General features: G+C 39.2%; 18 protein-coding genes and 1 tRNA gene. 5 read left to right on the forward strand and 14 right to left on the reverse strand.

Translation table 11 applies throughout. From position 1 onward, the window contains the following. Positions 1-59 precede the first annotated feature (59 nt). The 13 genes from FHX64_RS04490 to ahcY all read right to left on the reverse strand — a co-directional run bounded on the left by FHX64_RS04490 (position 60) and on the right by ahcY (position 14,972). The gene (locus FHX64_RS04490) at positions 60-2,261 is read right to left on the reverse strand and encodes a S9 family peptidase (protein WP_246392298.1); all 2,202 of its coding nucleotides are present in this window, start codon (positions 2,259-2,261) and stop codon (positions 60-62) included. Positions 2,262-2,412: 151 nt separating this feature from the next. Next, positions 2,413-3,039 (reverse strand): ribonuclease HII, encoded by a 627-nt coding sequence (locus FHX64_RS04495; RefSeq protein ID WP_183412613.1) that lies wholly within the window; start codon positions 3,037-3,039, stop codon positions 2,413-2,415. Continuing rightward, positions 3,006-4,340, reverse strand: a complete 1,335-nt coding sequence (locus FHX64_RS04500; RefSeq protein WP_183412614.1) for an NAD(P)/FAD-dependent oxidoreductase — start codon at positions 4,338-4,340, stop codon at positions 3,006-3,008. The genes FHX64_RS04495 and FHX64_RS04500 overlap by 34 nt, the downstream gene beginning before the upstream one ends. Before the next feature lie 109 nt (positions 4,341-4,449). Beyond that, positions 4,450-4,523, reverse strand: a tRNA-Met gene (locus tag FHX64_RS04505). A gap of 246 nt (positions 4,524-4,769) precedes the next feature. After that, positions 4,770-7,568 carry a M16 family metallopeptidase gene (locus tag FHX64_RS04510; RefSeq protein WP_183412615.1) on the reverse strand — a complete coding sequence of 933 codons (2,799 nt, stop codon included), beginning with the start codon at positions 7,566-7,568 and terminating at the stop codon, positions 4,770-4,772. Between the two features lie 112 nt (positions 7,569-7,680). Beyond that, positions 7,681-8,022: a MerR family transcriptional regulator gene (locus FHX64_RS04515; protein ID WP_343053488.1), complete on the reverse strand. Its 342-nt coding sequence runs from the start codon at positions 8,020-8,022 to the stop codon at positions 7,681-7,683. 79 nt (positions 8,023-8,101) lie between these two features. Then, a complete protein-coding gene (locus FHX64_RS04520) occupies positions 8,102-9,373 on the reverse strand; it encodes a lytic transglycosylase domain-containing protein (protein WP_183412616.1) in 1,272 nt (423 codons plus the stop codon). 5 nt (positions 9,374-9,378) lie between these two features. Next, positions 9,379-10,047, reverse strand: coding sequence for a DUF5683 domain-containing protein (locus tag FHX64_RS04525; RefSeq protein WP_183412617.1), 669 nt, complete (start codon positions 10,045-10,047; stop codon positions 9,379-9,381). A 9-nt stretch (positions 10,048-10,056) separates the two neighbouring features. After that, positions 10,057-10,920: a ParB/RepB/Spo0J family partition protein gene (locus tag FHX64_RS04530; protein ID WP_183412618.1), complete on the reverse strand. Its 864-nt coding sequence runs from the start codon at positions 10,918-10,920 to the stop codon at positions 10,057-10,059. Positions 10,921-10,928: 8 nt separating this feature from the next. Continuing rightward, positions 10,929-11,717 (reverse strand): ParA family protein, encoded by a 789-nt coding sequence (locus FHX64_RS04535; RefSeq protein WP_183412619.1) that lies wholly within the window; start codon positions 11,715-11,717, stop codon positions 10,929-10,931. Positions 11,718-11,747: 30 nt separating this feature from the next. Then, positions 11,748-12,785 carry a glycosyltransferase family 9 protein gene (locus FHX64_RS04540; protein ID WP_183412620.1) on the reverse strand — a complete coding sequence of 346 codons (1,038 nt, stop codon included), beginning with the start codon at positions 12,783-12,785 and terminating at the stop codon, positions 11,748-11,750. A 101-nt stretch (positions 12,786-12,886) separates the two neighbouring features. After that, positions 12,887-13,492: a DUF4254 domain-containing protein gene (locus FHX64_RS04545; RefSeq protein ID WP_183412621.1), complete on the reverse strand. Its 606-nt coding sequence runs from the start codon at positions 13,490-13,492 to the stop codon at positions 12,887-12,889. 61 nt (positions 13,493-13,553) lie between these two features. After that, positions 13,554-14,972 carry an adenosylhomocysteinase gene (ahcY, locus tag FHX64_RS04550; RefSeq protein ID WP_183412622.1) on the reverse strand — a complete coding sequence of 473 codons (1,419 nt, stop codon included), beginning with the start codon at positions 14,970-14,972 and terminating at the stop codon, positions 13,554-13,556. Between the two features lie 208 nt (positions 14,973-15,180). Between ahcY and FHX64_RS04555 the strand changes: the two genes are divergently transcribed. The 5 genes from FHX64_RS04555 to FHX64_RS04575 all read left to right on the forward strand — a co-directional run bounded on the left by FHX64_RS04555 (position 15,181) and on the right by FHX64_RS04575 (position 19,889). Beyond that, on the forward strand, positions 15,181-15,744 hold the full coding sequence (locus FHX64_RS04555) for a hypothetical protein (protein ID WP_183412623.1): 564 nt from the start codon (positions 15,181-15,183) through the stop codon (positions 15,742-15,744). Positions 15,745-15,750: 6 nt separating this feature from the next. After that, entirely contained in the window at positions 15,751-16,206 is a 456-nt protein-coding gene (smpB, locus tag FHX64_RS04560; protein WP_183412624.1) for an SsrA-binding protein SmpB, read from the forward strand. A 71-nt stretch (positions 16,207-16,277) separates the two neighbouring features. After that, positions 16,278-17,477 carry a pyridoxal phosphate-dependent aminotransferase gene (locus FHX64_RS04565; protein ID WP_183412625.1) on the forward strand — a complete coding sequence of 400 codons (1,200 nt, stop codon included), beginning with the start codon at positions 16,278-16,280 and terminating at the stop codon, positions 17,475-17,477. A gap of 42 nt (positions 17,478-17,519) precedes the next feature. After that, positions 17,520-18,764: an ABC transporter permease gene (locus FHX64_RS04570; RefSeq protein WP_183412626.1), complete on the forward strand. Its 1,245-nt coding sequence runs from the start codon at positions 17,520-17,522 to the stop codon at positions 18,762-18,764. Between the two features lie 21 nt (positions 18,765-18,785). Continuing rightward, positions 18,786-19,889 (forward strand): glycosyltransferase, encoded by a 1,104-nt coding sequence (locus tag FHX64_RS04575; protein WP_183412627.1) that lies wholly within the window; start codon positions 18,786-18,788, stop codon positions 19,887-19,889. A 65-nt stretch (positions 19,890-19,954) separates the two neighbouring features. Here FHX64_RS04575 and FHX64_RS04580 read toward each other — a convergent pair whose 3' ends face one another. Then, the gene (locus FHX64_RS04580; protein ID WP_183412628.1) at positions 19,955-20,200 is read right to left on the reverse strand and encodes a hypothetical protein; all 246 of its coding nucleotides are present in this window, start codon (positions 20,198-20,200) and stop codon (positions 19,955-19,957) included. Between the last annotated feature and the right edge of the window lie 125 nt (positions 20,201-20,325).

Genomic DNA, 20,325 nt, shown 5'->3' on the forward strand with positions numbered 1-20,325 from the left:
CAGCATCTTGGTTTTGTGCAAAAAACCCTTTCAACAGGAAGACTGAAAGGGTTGTATTGTTATAAATTTCGATCCAAAAAATTAATCATGCGCTGAAAGAGGTGATAACGCGTATTACCGCCGATAAGATTATGATTCCTATTGGTATATATCTGCATTTCAAACTGTTTATTGGCTTGAACCAAACGTTCGGTAAATTCGAATGTGTTCTGAGGATGAACATTGTCATCGGCTAGCCCATGGATAATCAATAATTTTCCATGTAAATTTGCTGCATGTTCCAAAGGAGAACTTTTTTTATATCCATCAGGATTTTCCTGTGGCGTTTTCATGTAACGTTCGGTGTATGCTGCGTCATAATACTTCCAATCTGTTACAGGAGCAACGGCGATTCCCGCTTTGAACACATGGCTCCCGTTTGTCATACACATCAACGTCATATATCCTCCGTAGCTCCATCCCCAAATCCCTATGCGATGGCTATCCACATAAGGCAAGGTTCCCAAATATTTGGCAACAGCTACCTGATCATCCGATTCTTTTACGCCTAAATGTTCATAGGTACATTTTCGGAAGGCAACTCCGCGGGCTGCAGTACCCCGGCCATCCACGCATGCTACGATATAACCTTTAGCAGCCAAGACATATTCCCAATCAAATGTCCAGAAATCTCCGGCTTCTTGTGAATCTGGTCCGCTATATTGAACCATTAAGACCGGATATTTTTTTGAGCTTGAAAAATTGACAGGTTTCAGCATCCATCCATTGAGTAAGGTTCCGTCAGCTCCATGGCAGGTGAAGAACTCTTTTTTTGGCAATCCCAAAGCGTTAATTTTGGCAATGAGAGCCTCATTCATTTCCAAAGGACGTTCCATTTTCTCATTTGTTGAACGAAGGATATATTGATCGGGAGTGTTTAGTGAAGATGTGTGGTCAATGAAAAATGCAAAATTGTTACTAAACGTCGCTGAATGCGTGCCTTGACCCTCTGTGAGCCTTTTCTCTATTCCTTTGGCATTCATCGAATATACGTTACGTTCCAATGGAGAAATTTCGGCTGCCTGAAAATAACTGATTCGTTTTGCTGCATCATAACCATAGAAATCGGTGATATCCCAATTGCCTTTCGTAAGGTCTTTTTCTAAAATGCCGGTTGTTGTGTATAGATAGGCATGACGATAGCCATCTTTTTCACTTACATATACAAAATGTTTTCCATCAGGGGTAAACGATAAATATTGTAGATTGCGGTAATCTACATACGTATTGCTTTGGTCTGTTAGGACAAGATGTGAAACGGTTGACCGGGGATTGGCAAAATAAAGCTGCATTTTCGTTTGGTCACGATCGAATTTTGCGATGGCTAACTCATTTATGTTTCGGGTCCATTCGATTTTTGGTATGTAAACGTCGGAGTCATTGCCAATATTGACTTGCCGGGTTGTTTTGTAGTATGTATTGTAAATCTGTACTGTTGCTTGAGGAATTGCCGTCCCTGCTTTAGGATATTTGAAAGATACAACTGTCGGGTAAGTTGCAGAGGAAGGAAAGGATGGATCTTCACCTTCGTATCGTATATAACTGTATGGCTTTACATTGGTGTCATTAATCTTGACGAAGGCAACTAACTTGCTATCCGGCGACCAAACAAACATTCTGATGCAGTCAAATTCTTCTTCATACATCCAGTCTGGCATGCCATTGACTATTTCTCCGGCTTCTCCATCCGTTGTAATAGGAACTTCCGTATCATAATCCAACTTATTTATATATAGATTATTGTTGCGTGCAAATACGACCATCCGTCCGTCGGGCGAAAACGCGGGTGATTCCTGAGGCCCTCCATCGGAAAGAGGTTTCATGTTTTTGCGCATTACATCGTAAACATAATAATTAGCCGAAAAAATTCTACGGTAAGTGCGTTTCGCATTTACATAAACCAGCATTCTGTCTTCAGCTGAATCTAACTGGTATCCTTCAATAGATTTTAACGGGCAATGGAATACCGTGCGGATATTAAATAATGTATCAACGGCTTTCCCTGTTCTGTAACTGAATTTTACAACGGCTTTGCCCGAATCACAGAGCTGGGTGAAATAATCCCCGTTTTCCATTGATTGTAACGCTTTTATTTGTTTTGGCTGAAAATCCCCATTAATGATTTGATGAAGTAAAGTGTCATTTGTTGGGGTTTGTGCATGCATCACCTGTGATGTAATGGTTAGAAAAAGTGTAGATAGGAAGAAAGTTAGCAGTTTCATACGATAATAACTTTTATTTTTAAATGTCGCATGAAATTCGCATGTTAATCATTATCATATCCTTGGATATATAATTTACATGCTCGTTTCATAGTAAAAATTGCTCCAGCAAAGATACGGAAATTTGCGATTTCTATTGATCTGGCGTGTTTCAAAACATTAATTCTGTCTGGGGATCTAACAATCGAAAAGATTTCCTGTGATGTGGACTGATTCCATATTGTACAATAGCAGAACGATGTTCTTTGGTTGGGTATCCTTTATTTTTTATCCAATGATATTCAGGAAATTGCTTGTCTAAATCCAACATGTAATCATCGCGGTAGGTTTTTGCTAATACTGATGCGGCGGCAATAGAAAGAAACCGCCCGTCGCCTTTGATAAAGCAGTGATGTGGAATCTGTTGATAGGGCTTGAATCTGTTCCCGTCTATGATAAGATGTTGTGGTGTAACGGAAAGTTTTTCAATAGCATGATGCATTGCCAAAATGGAAGCATTCAGAATATTGATTTGATCGATCTCTTCTGCTGATACTACGCCAATTGCCCAGGCTATAGCATTCTGTTCAATGATAGGGCGCAATTGGTAGCGTTGTCTCTCTGTCAGTTGTTTCGAGTCATTTAATGAAGAACATTGAAAGTCATTTGGTAAGATCACGGCTGCAGCAAATACTGGACCGACCAAGCATCCCCGTCCGGCTTCGTCACAACCGGCTTCGGGAATGTCTTTCCAAATATTCCCCGCTAAGGGTTCTGAGTGATTGAGTCGGTTTCGCATGGTTTTCCTTCACTGACAGGTATTTCGTCTTTCAATAATAATCGTAACGACTGGTCATAGGTGAGGTAACTCCACAACCAGTTGAAAAATGTGAATAACCGGTTTTTTACGCCAACAATGGATCTGAGGTGAACAAACAACCACAACAACCACGCCCAAAAGCCATAAAACTTAGCTAATGGCAATTCTGCCACGGCTGTATTACGGCCTATGGTTGCCAAAGAACCTTTGTCGTTGTATTTGAATGGCTTAAATGCACCGTTCTCTTTTGCCATTCGATTTAAATTATTGACCAGATTTTCTGCTTGTTGAATAGCTGGTTGTGCCACCTGGGGATGACCATTAGGCCATTCCGGTGTAGTCATTAAGGCTGTGTCTCCTACAGCAAAAACATTTTTAAATCCGTTGATTTGATTAAATTCATTGACAATCAATCTATTTCCGCGTCCATACAACTGTTTGTCAAAACCATCCAAGCTATTGGCCTTTACGCCGGCTACCCAAAATAAATTTTTTGTCGGAACCTGCTCTCCGTTGCTTAGCGTAACAATTTCATTTTCGTAAGAGTTAACCGTAGCTCCAAGGGTAATATTAACATGCATTTTCGACAAATAATCGTATGCAATCTTTGATGTCTTTTCTGAAAAGGCCCCTAAAAGACGATTAGCTCCATCAATCAGATAAATTTGCATTCGTTGCACCTTGAAGTCAGGGTAATCTTTCGGTAAAATGAATTTTCGCATTTCAGCCAAGGCTCCTGCTAATTCGACTCCGGTAGCACCTCCTCCAACGATTACAAAATTAAGTAATTTCTGACGTTCCTCCTTATTATCTGTACTGGTGGCACATTCCAAAGTGTATATGATTTGATTGCGCATGGTCATTGCTTCCGTGGTTGATTTCAAAGGAAGCGTAGCCTCTTTGAGCGCCTGATTGCCAAAAAAATTTGTATCACATCCTGTGGCAATCACTAAATAATCATATCGAATCCTTCCAATAGAAGTTTCAACATAATTGAGTTCGGTGTTGATAGTTTCTGCTGAACAAAGACGAAAATGGAGCTCTTTTTTCTGTTGAAAGATTTTTCGAAATGGGAATGAGATTGTGCTTGGCTCTAACCCGGATGTTGCTACCTGATAAAACAGTGGTTGAAACTGGTGGTAGTTCCTTTTGTCGAGTAGTACGGTTTGATAATATCTGGAATCCAACAGTGTTGCCAGTTTTAACCCTGCAAAGCCACCTCCAATGATGACGACACGTTTTTTATCTTTAGTAGAAGGAATATTACAAATGGTTGTCATATTGAATCGGTTTTATGTTGAAAGTTTCAATGAACAAAATCTTTCAGTAATGGAAGATTATAAAAAAAGACAAAGCACCTGTGAGGTGTTTTTCACAAGTGCCTTAAGGTAGCGACTCGGGGACTTGAACCCCGGACCTCATGATTATGAATCATGCGCTCTAACCAGCTGAGCTAAATCGCCGTTTTTTTGCGTTGCAAAAGTACAATTTTTTTACTATTCTCAAAATAGCAAGACAAAGAAAATAACCTGATTAATGCGTTTTGATTCTAAGTATATAATAAATAGATGGTTATGTATTGATTTTGTTGCTGATTTATTTGATGAGTCTCATTTTGTCTTATGATTGCTATCAAATTTCATTCTTCAAAATAAAAAAGTCATCGAAAAAAAATCTTATGATGTCTTCTCAATTTTCCCTCAATGTATTTATTTTGGTTGCATCACTACTTCGAGTCGGTTCATTTTTGTAATGAGTTGTTTTGCTAAATCCTGGATTGTTTTTCCTGTAATGTTGTCAACAATTGTGTTGTAATTGTTTACATAATTGATATGGGGAATGTAATATGAATTCAACGTAGAGATCCACCAGTTATTATCTTCCAATTCTTCAGCATGTTTTTTTAGCAGGTTATCTTTCACTTTGGTCAGATCTTCAGCAGCGGGACCATTGTCGGCAATCTTTTGTAATTCCTGATGAATAATTCCCAGCATCTTAGCATCGAGTTTCGGATCCGTGTCAAATTGCATATAAAGCAATGTCTGTGGGAAAGGTAACCGGGATACCGTTCCCAATACACCTACCGAATAGGCTCCTCCATTTTTTTCACGGATGCTTTGTGTGTAGCGGATGGTCAGAATATTACCCAATATTTTGGCTGCTAAAATATCAGGAAGCGTATATTTTGCCTTATCGTGATAGAAAATGAAATTAGAAGTCTTAGGTGTTTCCATTTCGCGTTTGAATACAGATTCAATTTTTCCATTGGGGAACCGGATATTCTGATCCTTCCAGGTTTCTGTTTTTTTAGATGTGGTCAGTCCGCCCAAATAGGTTAGAACTGTTGTTTTAATAGTGTCTGGATTGATATTTCCAACCAGGAAAAAAGTGAAATTTGCCGGATTGGCAAATCGTTCCCTGTAAATATTCATAATCTGCTCCAGACTTATTTTATCAAGTGTTGAAAGATGGAAAACAAATTTTCGCGGAGAATGATTATAAAGCATTGTCACCACGGAATCATTAAATGCCTGATTTGGGTTGTTGGCTGCATTAGCCAGATTTGTACGCATGTTGTTCATAAACACCTTGTAGGCATTGAAATCTTTCCTTGGCGCCACAAAGTATAGATAAAGCATTTGCATCATGGTGGAAAAATCTTTCACAGAAGAATATCCTGAAAAACTTTCTTCATAGTCGTTCATAGCCGGTGATACATTGGCAATTTTTCCTGCCAGAAGTTTATTCAAATCAATCGGAGAGAAATCTCCTAATCCTGTACTGTTAATAACATCACATGTTACTGAAGCTGAGGGAAGCTGATCAGTGGGGACAAGTGATAACCCACCATAAGCAACAGCTCCGAGACGAATCTCATCTGTCTTGAAATTTGTAGGTTTAAGCATCACTTTTATGCCATTGGATAGAATCCATTCGGTAGTCCCCATCTCTTTGTTTTCGATGGTTTTTACAATACTCCCCGGTTTAGGAATCGTGGAAAGCAATGGCTTATGAATCGTTGAATCTTTATACGGCTCCAGTTTTGCTGTCTTAACTGCATTCATCATATCCAGCACCTGTCCGGTAGTAGGAAGCTTAGATTTTTCATTTTCAGGAGCCTGGATAGAGACTAAGATATTACTATTTGTAATATACTTTTCAGCCTGTTGACTGAGGATTTCTAAAGGCAACTTGGGTAACAGGGCCTGTGTCATTTTATATTCCCATGCAATACCTGGAATTGGGTCAAAATTCAAAAAATTTGCAATATATTCATTGACATAGGTTTGAGTTTCCTGTTTGTCTCTGTTATTGTATTGATTCTGCAATTGAGTCAGCATTTCAGCCTTAGCGCGTTCATATTCGGAAGCGGTAAAGCCATACCTTTTGATTTTCTCAATTTCGTTCATTAACACCCGAAATGCCTCTTTATATTGTCCTTCGCGGGGAATCATGTAAAACATGAATGCATCTTTCGATTTGGTAATATCTCCGTATTCGTTTAATGCAAAAGTAAACGGAGCGTTGGGCTGCTGCGCCAGATCCTGAAAACGGTTATTGATCATAATAGAAATCAGTGAGTTTCTTACTTGGGCAACATACCCTAAGATTGTTTTTTTCAATGAATCAGGCATTGGATCATGTTTGTACCGAATGATGATGGCAGAACTTGTTGCTTCGGGATCGGTTACAATAGCCACGATAGGTTTCTCATTATCGGGAATGGCATAAACAATTCTTTTGGCTTGATTAGCCGGATTGGGTATAGAACCAAACAATTGCTTAATTTCAGCTTCCGTTTTATCCACATCAATATCTCCAACGACAATAATACCCTGAAGATCCGGTCTATACCATTTTTTATAGTAATCACGAAGTGCCTGATAAGGACAATGCAGAATAACAGCTGTATCACCAATAACATCCCGTTTTGCATATTGAGATCCGGCATAAATAATGCTGTTAATCTCTTTCCACATTCTACGGCTGGCACTGGCTCGGGTTCTCCACTCTTCCATAATCACACGACGTTCATTATCAATAGCATTTCCCTTCAGCAATACAAAATGAGACCAGTCATGCAAAACCAATAATGAACTGTCAATGGTTCCCTGATGAAGCGTTGGCACATTGGTAAGATTATACACAGTTTCATCCAACGATGTATATGCATTCACATTTTCTCCAAAACGAACTCCATGTTGTTCAAAAAAATTAATGATCCCTTTCCCCGGAAAATTCTCTGTTCCATCAAAAGACATATGTTCCAGAAAATGAGCAAGACCATTTTGATTGTCATTTTCAAGGATAGCTCCCACTTTTTGTACAATGTAAAAATCTGCCCGGTTTTTAGGAAGATTATTGTGCCGAATGTAATAAGTAAGCCCGTTATCAAGTTTACCAATACGAACCTGAGGATCTGTCGGTACCAGTGATAATTGTTGGGCAATGCCAATGCTTACAGAAAAAGCAAGCATGACTGAAAGAGTGTATATAAATTTATTCATGTTATGTTGATTAAAAAAATAATGGCATCTGAAGACCGGGAATCTTTAGATGCCAAAATTAGCAATAATAATTTTGAAATTTAATCTTTCTAGTTTTAAATTGATCTTATCGTTATTCGTTGTTCTTCGCACTTGCCACTAATGCTTTTCTAATGCTGAGAAGCTCTTTTCTAATGTTTGTGAGACGTTCTACAATCTCTTGTTTCTTTGATATTTCGTCTTTCGAAGATTTTAGTCGTTGACGTGCACCTTCCAGAGTGAGATGCTGTTCTCTTACCAGATATTGAATTTCTTTAATGAGTTTAATATCTTCTGTGGTATAAAAACGACTCCCTTTGGCATTTTTCCTTGGCTTGAGTTGTGGAAATTCTTTTTCCCAGAAACGTAACAAAGAAGGATTTACGTTCAACTCTTCAGCAACTTCTGTGATTGAATAATAAAGACGTTCCATCATTGAATAAATAATATAGTAACCTTCAAAAATAATATTCGCTTTCTTTACAAAAAGCCATTTTGTATTTCCGAATTTCCACTTAGTAAATCACCAACCGGGTACCTTTTCTTAATGTCTTAGTTCGCAGATGATTCCATCGTTTTAATTCACGTGTAGTCACGTGATATCTTCTGGCAATTTCCCACAGTGATTCTCCATTTCGAACACGATGAATCCGTCGATGTCTATAAGCACTTTTGGCTTTAACAGGCTCGACTACCAAACGGTTCGGAAAAAGTTCATCCGCTTTATATGCCGCAATTTTACTCTCATTCGCCAAAAAAATACTTGTAGCTTCCAGTGGCAGACGTAAAGGACAAGGTTCAATATTTCCCGGAACGATATCTTGTCGATATTCAGGATTGAGGGTGCGAAGTTCTTCAATCGGGATATGCAACAAATCTGAAAGTTGTATAAAATGAATCTTATCATGCACCATAACTGTATCTGACAATGGCATATAAATCGGGGCTATGGATAAATTGCAATCTTTGTAATAGTTCATTACGTAGTTGGCAGCAATGAAAATCGGGACATAACTGCGGGTTTCCATTGGCAGGTATGGATAAATTTGCCAGTAATCATGTTTACCCCCTGATCGCCGGATAGCTTTATTGATTGTCCCCGGTCCGCAATTATATGCGGCAATAACAAGATCCCAATCACCATAGATATGATATAGATCTTTCAGATAATGTACTGCAGCTTTCGTTGATTTCACAGGATCCATCCGCTCATCGATCAAACTATTGACCTGTAATCCATAAATTCTTGCAGTAGAAACAACTAATTGCCATAATCCTGCTGCTCCGGCACGCGAATAAGCGGTAGGGTTTAATGCTGATTCAATAATCGGAAGGTATTTAAGCTCATCAGGAAGTTTATTAGCCAATATTACTTGCTCAAACAGCGGCATATAATATTTTGCTAATGCCAACATATAGGAAACCTGCTTGCGTCTTTTGTTGGTATAAAAATTGATACAGGTGCGAACATATTCATTGAAGGGCATTTCGATAATATCAGGCAAACGGGAGAGCCTGGAAATAATAGTGCTGTCCGAAACATATGGATTAATCGTATCAGATGGCGCTATAGACGGTATGTTTTTTTTCGCATACCATTGATTTAAGAGGCCATCAAAACTCATATCCATGCCTTCCGGAATTACTAATGGTACCATAGGAGACGCCGGATCCGTATTTTGAGAGGTATCAGCAATTGGTTTAACATCATTGGGAAGTTGCGCACGAAGATTGTTTCCTGGTACAATCATCAATACAAAAATCATCAAAGGCAGGAATCTACGCATAAAAATTAAAATGTAATGTGCAGCTTCACACCGTACGAAGTAGAAGCTCCTAATTGTTGTTCTTGGATAATAGATGGCCCCACTCTCAGCGATAGATTGGGGGAAATGTCAAATTGAGACATTTGGGCGTCAACATAAGCATCAATTAAAGAAATTCCATACAAACCTATAGCTGCAATAATACTTAAATCACGGTATCGGCGAAAAACATTAACTTCCTGTTGCAGAGCAGTCTGAAGCCAAGCTTTATCAATCTGGGCAGGATTGGTAATCGTTCCTTTAGGAAAAACATTTAAATAACTGTTGGTATTTGGGTTATTGTCCATCAAATCGAGATACGCCTGTTTATAGGTATTATACATTCTGTTATTCCATGAAATTGCATATGCCAGTCCGACAAAGCCACCATAAATAATTGGCAGTTTCCAATACTTGTGGTTGTAAATTTGACCCAACCCGGGACATATGGCACCTAACCATAAAGCACGAGACGGATTAGGTGTGAATACCGGTTTTTTTATTGTATCAGTCAGCATTTTGTGATTTGCCGCCGAACCATTTGCCAATGGCAACACAATGGTATCCCTTGCCGCTTTGACTGGTGTGAACTGAGCGTTAACATGCCATCCAATCACTAAGAAGCACCCTGATAATATGAGAATAAATCGTTTCAATTGTCTTCGTTAGTGTAGTTTGTCGAATAACTCCATCAATTTTTCCAGTTCTTCATCCGAGCGGAATGAAAGGGTAATTTTCCCCTTCCCTTTATCGTTGCAAATGAATTTCACGGGAACGCCGAAGTGTTCTTTCAATTGTTTCTCAATCTGGACATGCTCTTTTGGAATCGGATGTTGATTTTTTGTCTCATTATCGCGTACTTCGTCAATATTACGTACCAGTTCCTCAACTTTCCGAACAGACAAATGGTTTTTAATAATTTGCTCATAAATACCTAACTGTCTTGCAGGATCATCTATCGTGATAATAGCACGCGCATGTCCCATATCAATTTGCTTATCCTTGATAGCCATTTGAATTTCGGCCGGTAATCTTAAAAGCCGCAGGTAATTGGCTACAGTTGCACGCTTTTTGCCAACCCTTTCGCTGAGGCGCTCCTGTGTCATTTTATATTCTTCCTGCAATCGTTGGAACGTGAGCGCAATTTCGATAGCGTTTAAATCTTCGCGCTGAAGATTCTCGATCAGAGCCATTTCCACAACCAGATCGTCATCAGCCGTTTTGATATATGCAGGAATTGTTGTTAATCCTACCCGTTTTGAAGCCCGGTAGCGTCGTTCTCCTGCAATAATTTCGTAGTTATCCTCGTCAATTTTACGTAGGGTAATCGGCTGAATAATACCAATCTCTTTAATGGAAGCTGCCAATTCGGCTAAGGCTTCTTCATCAAAATGCGTACGGGGTTGGTGCGGATTCGGATGAATTTTGTGAATCTCGATTTCATTAATTGACGAAGAGCCGCTTGTGGAAATCGGCTCTGCATCAATGAGTGCGCTTAATCCACGACCCAAAGCATGTTTTTGTACCATAGTATTTTTTATTTTTTACTTTCTGTTGATGGTATTGGGTTTTTGCTAATCAATTCCTTCGCTAAATCCATATAATTTTGTGTTCCCTTCGACTCTTTATCGTAAAGAATGGCCGGTTTCCCATGGCTTGGCGCTTCGCTTAATTTTACATTACGCTGAATTACCGTTGAGAATACCAAGCTACCGAAATGTTTTTGTACCTCCTGATATACCTGATTTGCCAAACGCAACCGATTGTCGTACATGGTGAGAAGCAATCCTTCGATAGCCAGTTCAGGATTAAGTCTGGTCTTAATTATTTTTATGGTATTCAATAATTTACTGATTCCTTCCAACGCAAAATATTCGCATTGAACAGGAATAATAACCGAATCAGAAGCTGTTAAAGCATTCACAGTAATAAGGCCTAATGATGGAAGACAATCGATTAATACATAATCGTAGTTATCTTTCAGTGGTTGAAGTTGACGACGCATAATTTTTTCCCGTTCGTCTATTTCGAGCATTTCTATCTCAGCCCCCACCAAATCAATATGTGAAGGGATGATAGATAAGTTTGGAATATCGGTTTCAAGAATGGCTTCGTTGGGACTAATTTCTTCCACAAGGCATTCATATATGCTATTTTTCACGGAACGCACATCAATGCCCAATCCAGAAGAAGCGTTGGCCTGAGGATCGGCATCCACCAATAACACTTTTTTATTCAGTGTTGCTAAAGATGCTGCCAAATTAATAGCGGTAGTTGTTTTACCTACACCACCCTTTTGATTTGCTAATGCAATGATTTTCCCCATAATTATTGTTTAATATTCAATCTTACATCACTATGTTAAAGAAGATTCTTTCTTTGTTTGTAGCATTCGATTCATTTTTTGAATAATATATCCTGAATCAATCCTTTCCAAACATTCGTACGTACCAAACCGACATGGTTTATTTCCAAAAACAGAACATGGCCGACAGGCCAAATCAAGCTGAATGGAGGTATCTTCCAATTGATGAAATCCATAAAACCCAGCATAAGGATGTGTTGCCCCCCAAACGGAAAGCACCGGCACCGCAGCTAAAGAAGCCAGATGCATATTGGCTGAGTCCATGGTCAGCATCATATCCAACCGTTTCATCAACATCACTTCTTCATCTATTTCAAAACGATTGGCAACAGAAATCACATTTATATATTGATTTGTCCATTCCTGCATTTTCGATCCTTCCGTTTTTCCTGCTCCAAACAGAAATACTGTTGTATTTTCCTGCTCACTAAAATGTGCTATGATTTCTTCTATTGTCTTAAGGGGCAATTGTTTTCCTTTGTGTTGGGCAAACGGTGCAATACCTATCCAATCTCCATGTTTTGCTCCAAACAGAGCATTTAATTCCCGGTCTATCGGTTTTGAAGATATACTGAACGCATATTTATCCAGATTTACTTTTTGTAATCCCAATTTTTCAAATACCATCTGATATCTTTCAATTGTCGGTGTCAAAGGGGCTGAATGTTGAAATCCGTTTTTTGTCAGCAGTCGTTTTTCATGACGTCCTTTATGAATCGACACAACCTTTTTCCCAGTTATCCGGAAAAACAAACGAAGCTCTTTGGTACGCAGTACATCATGTAAATCAACCAAAGCATCAATATGCAGGCGTTGCAATTCCCGAAATAATCTGAAGGCTCCTAACCAACCTTTATGTTGACCTTTTTTGTCGAAAGCAATAAATGTCAGGTTGGGTATTTCGCGAAACAAAGGGACAACCATTGGCATGGAAATCATATAAAAATGATGTTCAGGATGTTGTATTGCCATCTGACGCACCACGGGAATAGAGATTGCCACATCTCCTAAAGCCGAAAATCGTGTCACTGCTATTTGCACTACATGAACTTTTTATAATGACAAACGAACTTGAAAGTAGACCGTTAATTTGTTGTGTAGAGTTCTTTCAAATGGCTTTTAATTTGCGTTTATTTATTGCTACGATATAATACAGGATTGAGTGCCGGATCGTTATACATCTTCATTTGTTTGTACACTTTCATCCACTTACTACCTTGCTCAATATCAGACAGCAACTGATCAATAGCTGTGGATAAATCCGCTTTTTGCTCCAGTAATATATTTAACTTATTGACACATGCCTGACGGTGTTCCGGAGTAGCTTCGGGGCGTTCCGTTTCCTGTTTCATGTGATAAATTTTCAGAATCAGAATCGACAGACGGTCGATTGCCCAAGCAGGACTTTCGGTATTAATAGTCGCATCTGTAGCTCTCGTAACATTGATATATTTCTGCCAGAAATAAGAATCAATCATTTCTACGAGATCAGTTCTGTCCTGATTAGATTTATCAATACGGCGTTTAATTGCCAATGCTTCCACCGGATCAATTTCAGGATTACGAATGATATCTTCAAGATGCCATTGCACAGCATCAATCCAGTTTTTACGAAACAGATAATACTCAATGGTCTGATCAGGATAGACCGAAGGCATTACGGCATCCACATCATCTGTGTCATGATATTTAGACGTAGAAGCTTCAAAAATTTCGGAGCAAAGTTGACTAAACATAGATATACTTCAACAGCAATAATTTTGTTTCGACGATTATTCTCTAAATAAATGGTCCGGATTAATATTTATAATGTTCCGGTTTATATGGACCTTCTTGGGGAACTCCGATGTATGCTGCTTGTTCCGGAGTTAGTTCGGTTAGTCTTACCCCAAGTTTTTCAAGGTGTAAGCGTGCTACTTCTTCGTCAAGTTTTTTCGGCAAAAGGTAAACATTGACATCATAGTCATGCGTGAACAACTCAATCTGTGCCAGCGTTTGATTGGAAAATGAATTACTCATGACAAATGATGGGTGTCCTGTCGCACAACCCAGATTGACTAAACGTCCGTCAGCCAGCAAAAGAATAAAATGCCCGTCAGGAAATATATATTTATCCACCTGTGGTTTAATATTTTCTTTTACAATGCCCGGATAAGATTTTAATCTGTCAACCTGTATCTCATTGTCAAAGTGCCCTATGTTGCAAACAATAGCACCACTTTTCATTTTTTCCATATGCTCCATACGGATAATATCCTTGTTCCCCGTTGTTGTAACATAAATATCACCTTCCGGTAATGCGTCTTCCACCGTAGCCACCTGAAAACCTTCCATGGCAGCCTGAAGCGCACAAATCGGATCAATTTCCGTAACAATGACGCGTGCTCCATATGAACGCATCGAATGAGCTGATCCTTTACCGACATCACCATATCCGCAAACTACCACTACTTTTCCTGCCAACATGATATCAGTTGCACGTTTGATGCCGTCTGCCAATGATTCGCGGCAACCATAGAGATTGTCAAATTTCGATTTGGTGACAGAATCATTTACATTGAACGCCGGAAATAATAGTTTTCCTTCTTCGAGCATTTGGTAGAGACGATGTACACCGGTTGTGGTTTCTTCTGAAACACCTTTGATATCGGGGACCATACGTGTCCAGAATGTATTGTTTTCGTTCAATATATTTTTAAGAATGGATAAAAGTTGCACTTCATCTTCGCCATGAGCGTGATAATCGAGAACTGAGCTGTTTTTTTCACTATCCAACCCTTTATGTATCATTAATGTGGCATCACCGCCATCATCAACGATCAGGTTTGGTCCTTTGTTTCCTTCAAAGGTCAAAGCTTGCAAGGTACACCACCAATATTCTTCCAATGTTTCTCCTTTCCAGGCAAAAACGGGAATTCCGGCTGCTGCAATTGCTGCCGCTGCGTGGTCTTGTGTCGAATAAATATTACAGCTTGCCCAACGAACTTCTGCGCCCAGTTCAACCAAAGTTTCAATTAAAACGGCTGTTTGTATGGTCATATGCAACGATCCTGTGATACGTGCATCTTTGAGAGGTTTTTGCAATCCATATTTATGTCTTAGTGCCATCAATCCCGGCATCTCTTTTTCGGCAAGTATGATTTCTTTACGGCCAAAATCGGCCAGGCTTATATCAGCAACTTTGTATGGCAACTTTGAAAATAATGGCATGGTCATAGCAATTCTTTTTTATTGAGTATATTATGATTACTATAAATTGTTTTCGTGGGACAAAGATAGTTTTTATTTTTCAAAGTGAAGGATGGTGTTTGGCAAATTTTGCATCATCACAACCCGGGAGATATCCGTTTTTTACATCAATTTGTATTTGTGATTTCAACGGTAAAGTTCTACTTTTGCAGTCATTAAAAAGCAGGTAAAACTTATGCTGAAAGTGATTTATAAAAAATTGGTCTTGCTGCTGACAAAACCTGAAATTGCATGGGGTGAATTTTTGTCAGAAGGACGCGTTAAAGAGAATGTAATCAACAAGTTCTGTTACCCTTTAATGTCAATTGCCGCTGGCATTTTTTTAGTATCTAACCTTGTGTTTCACCACACTTCAATCCATGCTGTCATCATCCGAAGTTTGATCTATTTTGTGACATTATTCAGCTCTTTTTATATCGTTCGTTATGCTTTATCTTATTTATTAGTTAAACGATATGAAATTACAGCGTCTAAAGATCAGCTCACTTTGGTAACCGGTTACTCTTTCTCAATCGTTTATCTCCTTTATATCATGATGGCGTTCTCTTCAAGTTTCTTTTTTCTGTGGGTCTTTTTCCTGTATACCCCTTACCTGATTTGGATTGCCGCTGATGTATTGTTTGATATAAAACCGGAGGCACGTGGAATGTTGGTTATCGGCCTCAGTGCTTTAATTGCCGGCGTTCCATGGTTTATTAATCTGATCTTTAATGGTCTATTTTTGTCGCACCTCACATAATTAAATATGCACCGTGCTTCGTCGATTCTCATCAAAAACAGACGCGCCACATTTGACTATGAATTGTTGGAACGTTATATTGCAGGCATCCAGCTCTACGGTACTGAGATCAAATCAATCCGTGAAGGGAAGGCTGGATTATCAGATGCTTACGGCATAATGTTGCAGGGAGAGTTATGGATTAAAAACATGCACATAGCCGAATATGCTTTCGGTAATTTCGCTAATCATGACGTACGTCGCGACCGCAAGCTCTTGCTGACCAAAAGAGAATTGGCAAAGATAACACGTGCGACAAAGGAAACCGGGTTTACAATTATTCCGGTCAAACTGTTTATCAATGACCGTGGTTTGGCTAAACTGGAAATAGCTATTGCCCGTGGAAAAAAGAGTTATGACAAACGTCAGTCGCTAAGGGAAAAAGAGGATAAGCGGCAAATGGATCGAATGATGAAGCATTAATATCGACTGATTATCACTAGTTGCTATTGCGCTTCCTTATCAATATAGTTGTTCAATTAAAAAATAAAGAGATGCCAAAGATTTCAGGAAGAGGTTTTGCAATGCCTCAATCTCCCATTCGAAAATTAGCTCCGCTGGCTGATAAAGCCAAGGCAAGGGGTGTTAAAGTGTATCACCTCAATATTGGACAACCTGATGTGGCGACACCGCCCATTGCTCTTGAAGCGCTGAAAAATATCAACCTGAAAATATTTGAATACTCTCCCAGCGACGGCTTGTTGAGTTTGCGGCAAAAACTGGTGCAATATTATGCCAAGTTTAATATTAATGTTGCCGTCGAAGATATTATCATCACAGCAGGAGGTTCTGAAGCTGTAAATATAGCTTTCCTATCATGCCTTGATCCTGATGACGAGATTATTGTCCCTGAACCCGCATATGCCAATTATACAGCTTTTGCCATTGGGAGCGGAGCAATAGTTCGGCCTGTCGTATCGTCCATTGATGAAGGATTCCGGTTGCCTTCGATTGATAAATTTGAGGAATTGATTACTCCCCGCACAAAAGGGATCATGATTTGTAATCCGAATAATCCGACCGGTTACCTGTATACTCATTCAGAACTAAATAAGATTCGTGATTTGATCAAGAAATACGATCTGTTCCTTTTTTCTGATGAAGTTTACCGTGAATTTTGTTATACCGGCGCTCCTTATATCTCAGCTTTTCATTTAAAAGGAATCGAACATAACGTGGTTCTGATTGATTCATTTTCCAAACGATATAGTGAAACAGGGTTACGTGTTGGTGCGTTAGTAACCAAAAATGAAGAGGTTAAGCGTAGTGCCATCAAGTTTTGCCAGGCACGTCTAAGTCCGCCACTTATCGGACAAATGATAGCTGAAGCTTCATTGGATACTCCGGAAGAATATATGCTGGACGTTTATAATGAATATGTGGAACGCCGGAAGTTTATGATTGATGAGCTGAATCGTATTCCCGGCGTTTATTCTCCTATCCCAATGGGAGCATTTTATACAGTAGCACGTTTACCTATTGATGATTCTGACCGGTTTTGCGAGTGGCTGTTATCTGATTTTCAATATGAAGGGCAAACCATTATGATGGCGCCTGCTTCAGGATTTTACACCAACAAAGGCGTTGGCCGGAATGAAGTACGTCTGGCGTATGTTTTAAATATTGAAGAATTGGCTAAAGCAATGCAGATACTTAGGGTTGCTCTCGAACAATATCCTCACCGTACGATCTAAGTTGATTTTCGTATCATTTATATTGCTTAATGAATTGATGTTTTGAACCTTCCTTATTTTATAGCAAAACGTATTCATTTTACTGACGATGGTAAACGCCGCGTTTCCCGTCCTGCAGTACGTATTGCCACAATTGGTATTGCTGTAGGCTTGTTAGTAATGATGCTTACAATTGCAATTGTCATGGGGTTCAAAAAAGAAATACGCACCAAGATTGTCGGGTTTGGATCAAGTATTCAGGTTATGCGTTTTGATAACAATTCGACGTATGAAACACGACCTATTGCTGTTTCTGACTCCATGATTGCTTCTTTAACCCATTTGCCGGGCATACGTCACGTTCAACGGGTTGCTTCAAAACCAGGGATCATTAAAACTCCGGATCAGTTTCAAGGTGTAATTTTTAAAGGAGTCGGAAGTGATTTCGATTGGCATTTCTTTCAGCAAAATATGATAAGCGGTTCCCGTTTTAAAGAACAAGATTCGCTACCATCCAATCAAGTGGTCATTTCCAAAGTTATTGCCAATAAATTAGGGTTGAAGGTTGGAAGCAGTTTTATCGCTTATTTTCTTCAGAATAGGCTTCAGGCACGTAAATTCTATGTTGCCGGTATTTATTCGACTGACTTTGGGGATTTCGATAATCTTTATATTCTGTGCGATATTCGAATGATTCAAGCGTTGAATGACTGGCAACCTGACGAGATTAGCGAACTTGAACTTTCCATTAACAATTTTGACCAGCTTAATGCCATCAGCGATACCGTCTATTTTCATGTGGCAAATCGTGTCGACCGGAATGGTGTAGCATATTATTCCCAATCCATCAAAGATCTCAATCCCCAGCTATTCGCATGGCTTGGATTGTTTGACATGAATGTGTGGGTAATATTGATTCTGATGATGGCAGTTTCGGGGTTTGTAATAATTTCCGGTTTGTTGATTCTGATTTTGGAACGAATTCAGATGATTGGCATTCTGAAAGCATTGGGTTGCACAAACTGGGATATTCGCAAAATATTTATTTATCATTCCGGATTTCTGATTCTAAAAGGAATGTTTTGGGGAAATCTATTGGCATTGACTTTTATTATTGTGCAGCATACCACCGGTCTGATTCCTCTTGATCCCGCCAATTACTATGTTTCGTCTGTACCTGTAGAGTTGCGACTGGCGCCTTTCCTGCTCCTGAATATTTCTGTTTTTCTGGTCTCTATGTTCATGCTGGTGGCTCCCTCGTATCTGATAACAAAAATATCACCAGTGTCTGCTATTCGTTATGAATAGACATTGAAATTGTATGTGGATATGATGAAGGCCATTGTTCTTGTTTCAAATGATTTAGCAACCGATCACCGCGTAGAGCGGACCTGTTCTGCTTTACAAAAATGTGACTATGATGTATTGCTTGTAGGACGTTTACGCAAAAACAGCCTCCCCATGGATTCCCGTTCCTATCCGGTTCGGCGCATGCGCCTTTTTTTTGAGAAAGAGGCTCTGTTTTATGCGGAATTGAATATCCGTTTTTTCTTTTTTCTGCTTTTTCATAAAGCTGATTTGATTTATGTCAATGATCTGGATACTCTTTTAGCGGGTTATCTGGCTTCTAGGCTGAAAAGTAAGCGCCTAATTTATGACAGTCACGAATATTTTACCGAAGTCCCAGAGTTGCAGAAGAATTTCCTTGCGCGAAACGTGTGGCTTGCCATTGAGCGCTGGATTTTGCCCAAACTCCGGGATACTATTACCGTTAACCAGTCTATTGCGGATATGTATAACCGGGAATATCCGATTCAAATGGTAGTGGTACGCAATGTCCCGATGGCAAAAAAAATACGTTCATTATCAAGAGTTGATTTAGAACTTCCCCAAGATAAATTTCTTATTATTCTTCAGGGGGCAATAAATATGGATCGTGGCGGAGAAGAGCTGATTGCAGCCATGCAGGAAGTAAACGCTTTTTTGTTAATCATCGGAGAAGGAGATGCAATGCCACAATTAAAATACATGACAAATCAACTTGGCCTGCATGATAAGATACGTTTCATCCCACGTCAGCCTGGAAATATACTTTTATCGTATACTGCGCTGGCTGATTTGGGTGTGAGTCTGGATAAAAACAGCAATTTAAATTATTACTACAGCCTGCCGAATAAATTGTTCGATTACATTCAGGCTGGCATTCCCGTGCTGGCTTCAAATTTACCGGAAATCGCCAAAATCGTTCAACATTATCATGTCGGTGAATTGTTTGATTCTCACGATCCTCATTTGCTCGCTGCTTCAATTAACGATTTGATACATAATCCTGAGCGGTTGCAGCGTTATCGGGAAAACAGTCGGCTTGCAGCCAAAGAATTGTGTTGGGAACGTGAAGAATCATGCCTGATCGATGTGATTCGGAGAAAATGACTTTAGGGAAAGCGTTACAACAAGCATCTTCCTTTTTTTCAGGCATAGATTATTCTATAGCAATATTAGGATTTTTTACCTACAATTTTTTTAGGGAACAGATAGAATTTCAAGTTTTTTCGGAAAACAAAGATATGAGTCAGCACAAGAATATACAACACAAAGCCGTTCGCTTTATGCACTTCCATAATGACGTGACTATGGATTTCAAATAGAAAACTCAAAATGGTTAATGCTTGTGTGATGGCACTTAATAATAAAAGTGACAGGCTGATTTGCCGAACTAATTGAGCGGGGGTTTTGTTACTCATAAGAATTGAATTTAATGCTTTAGTCGCAAATATAAAGCAATGTAATACTCATTTCCAAATGTAGCTGATATTTTTTAGCACAATCCTTTTACAATTCTGTTTTGTTAAAAATCGATGTAAAAACA

It is taken from the genome of Microbacter margulisiae (assembly GCF_014192515.1).
GTDB classification, from domain to species: Bacteria; Bacteroidota; Bacteroidia; order Bacteroidales; family Paludibacteraceae; genus Microbacter; species Microbacter margulisiae.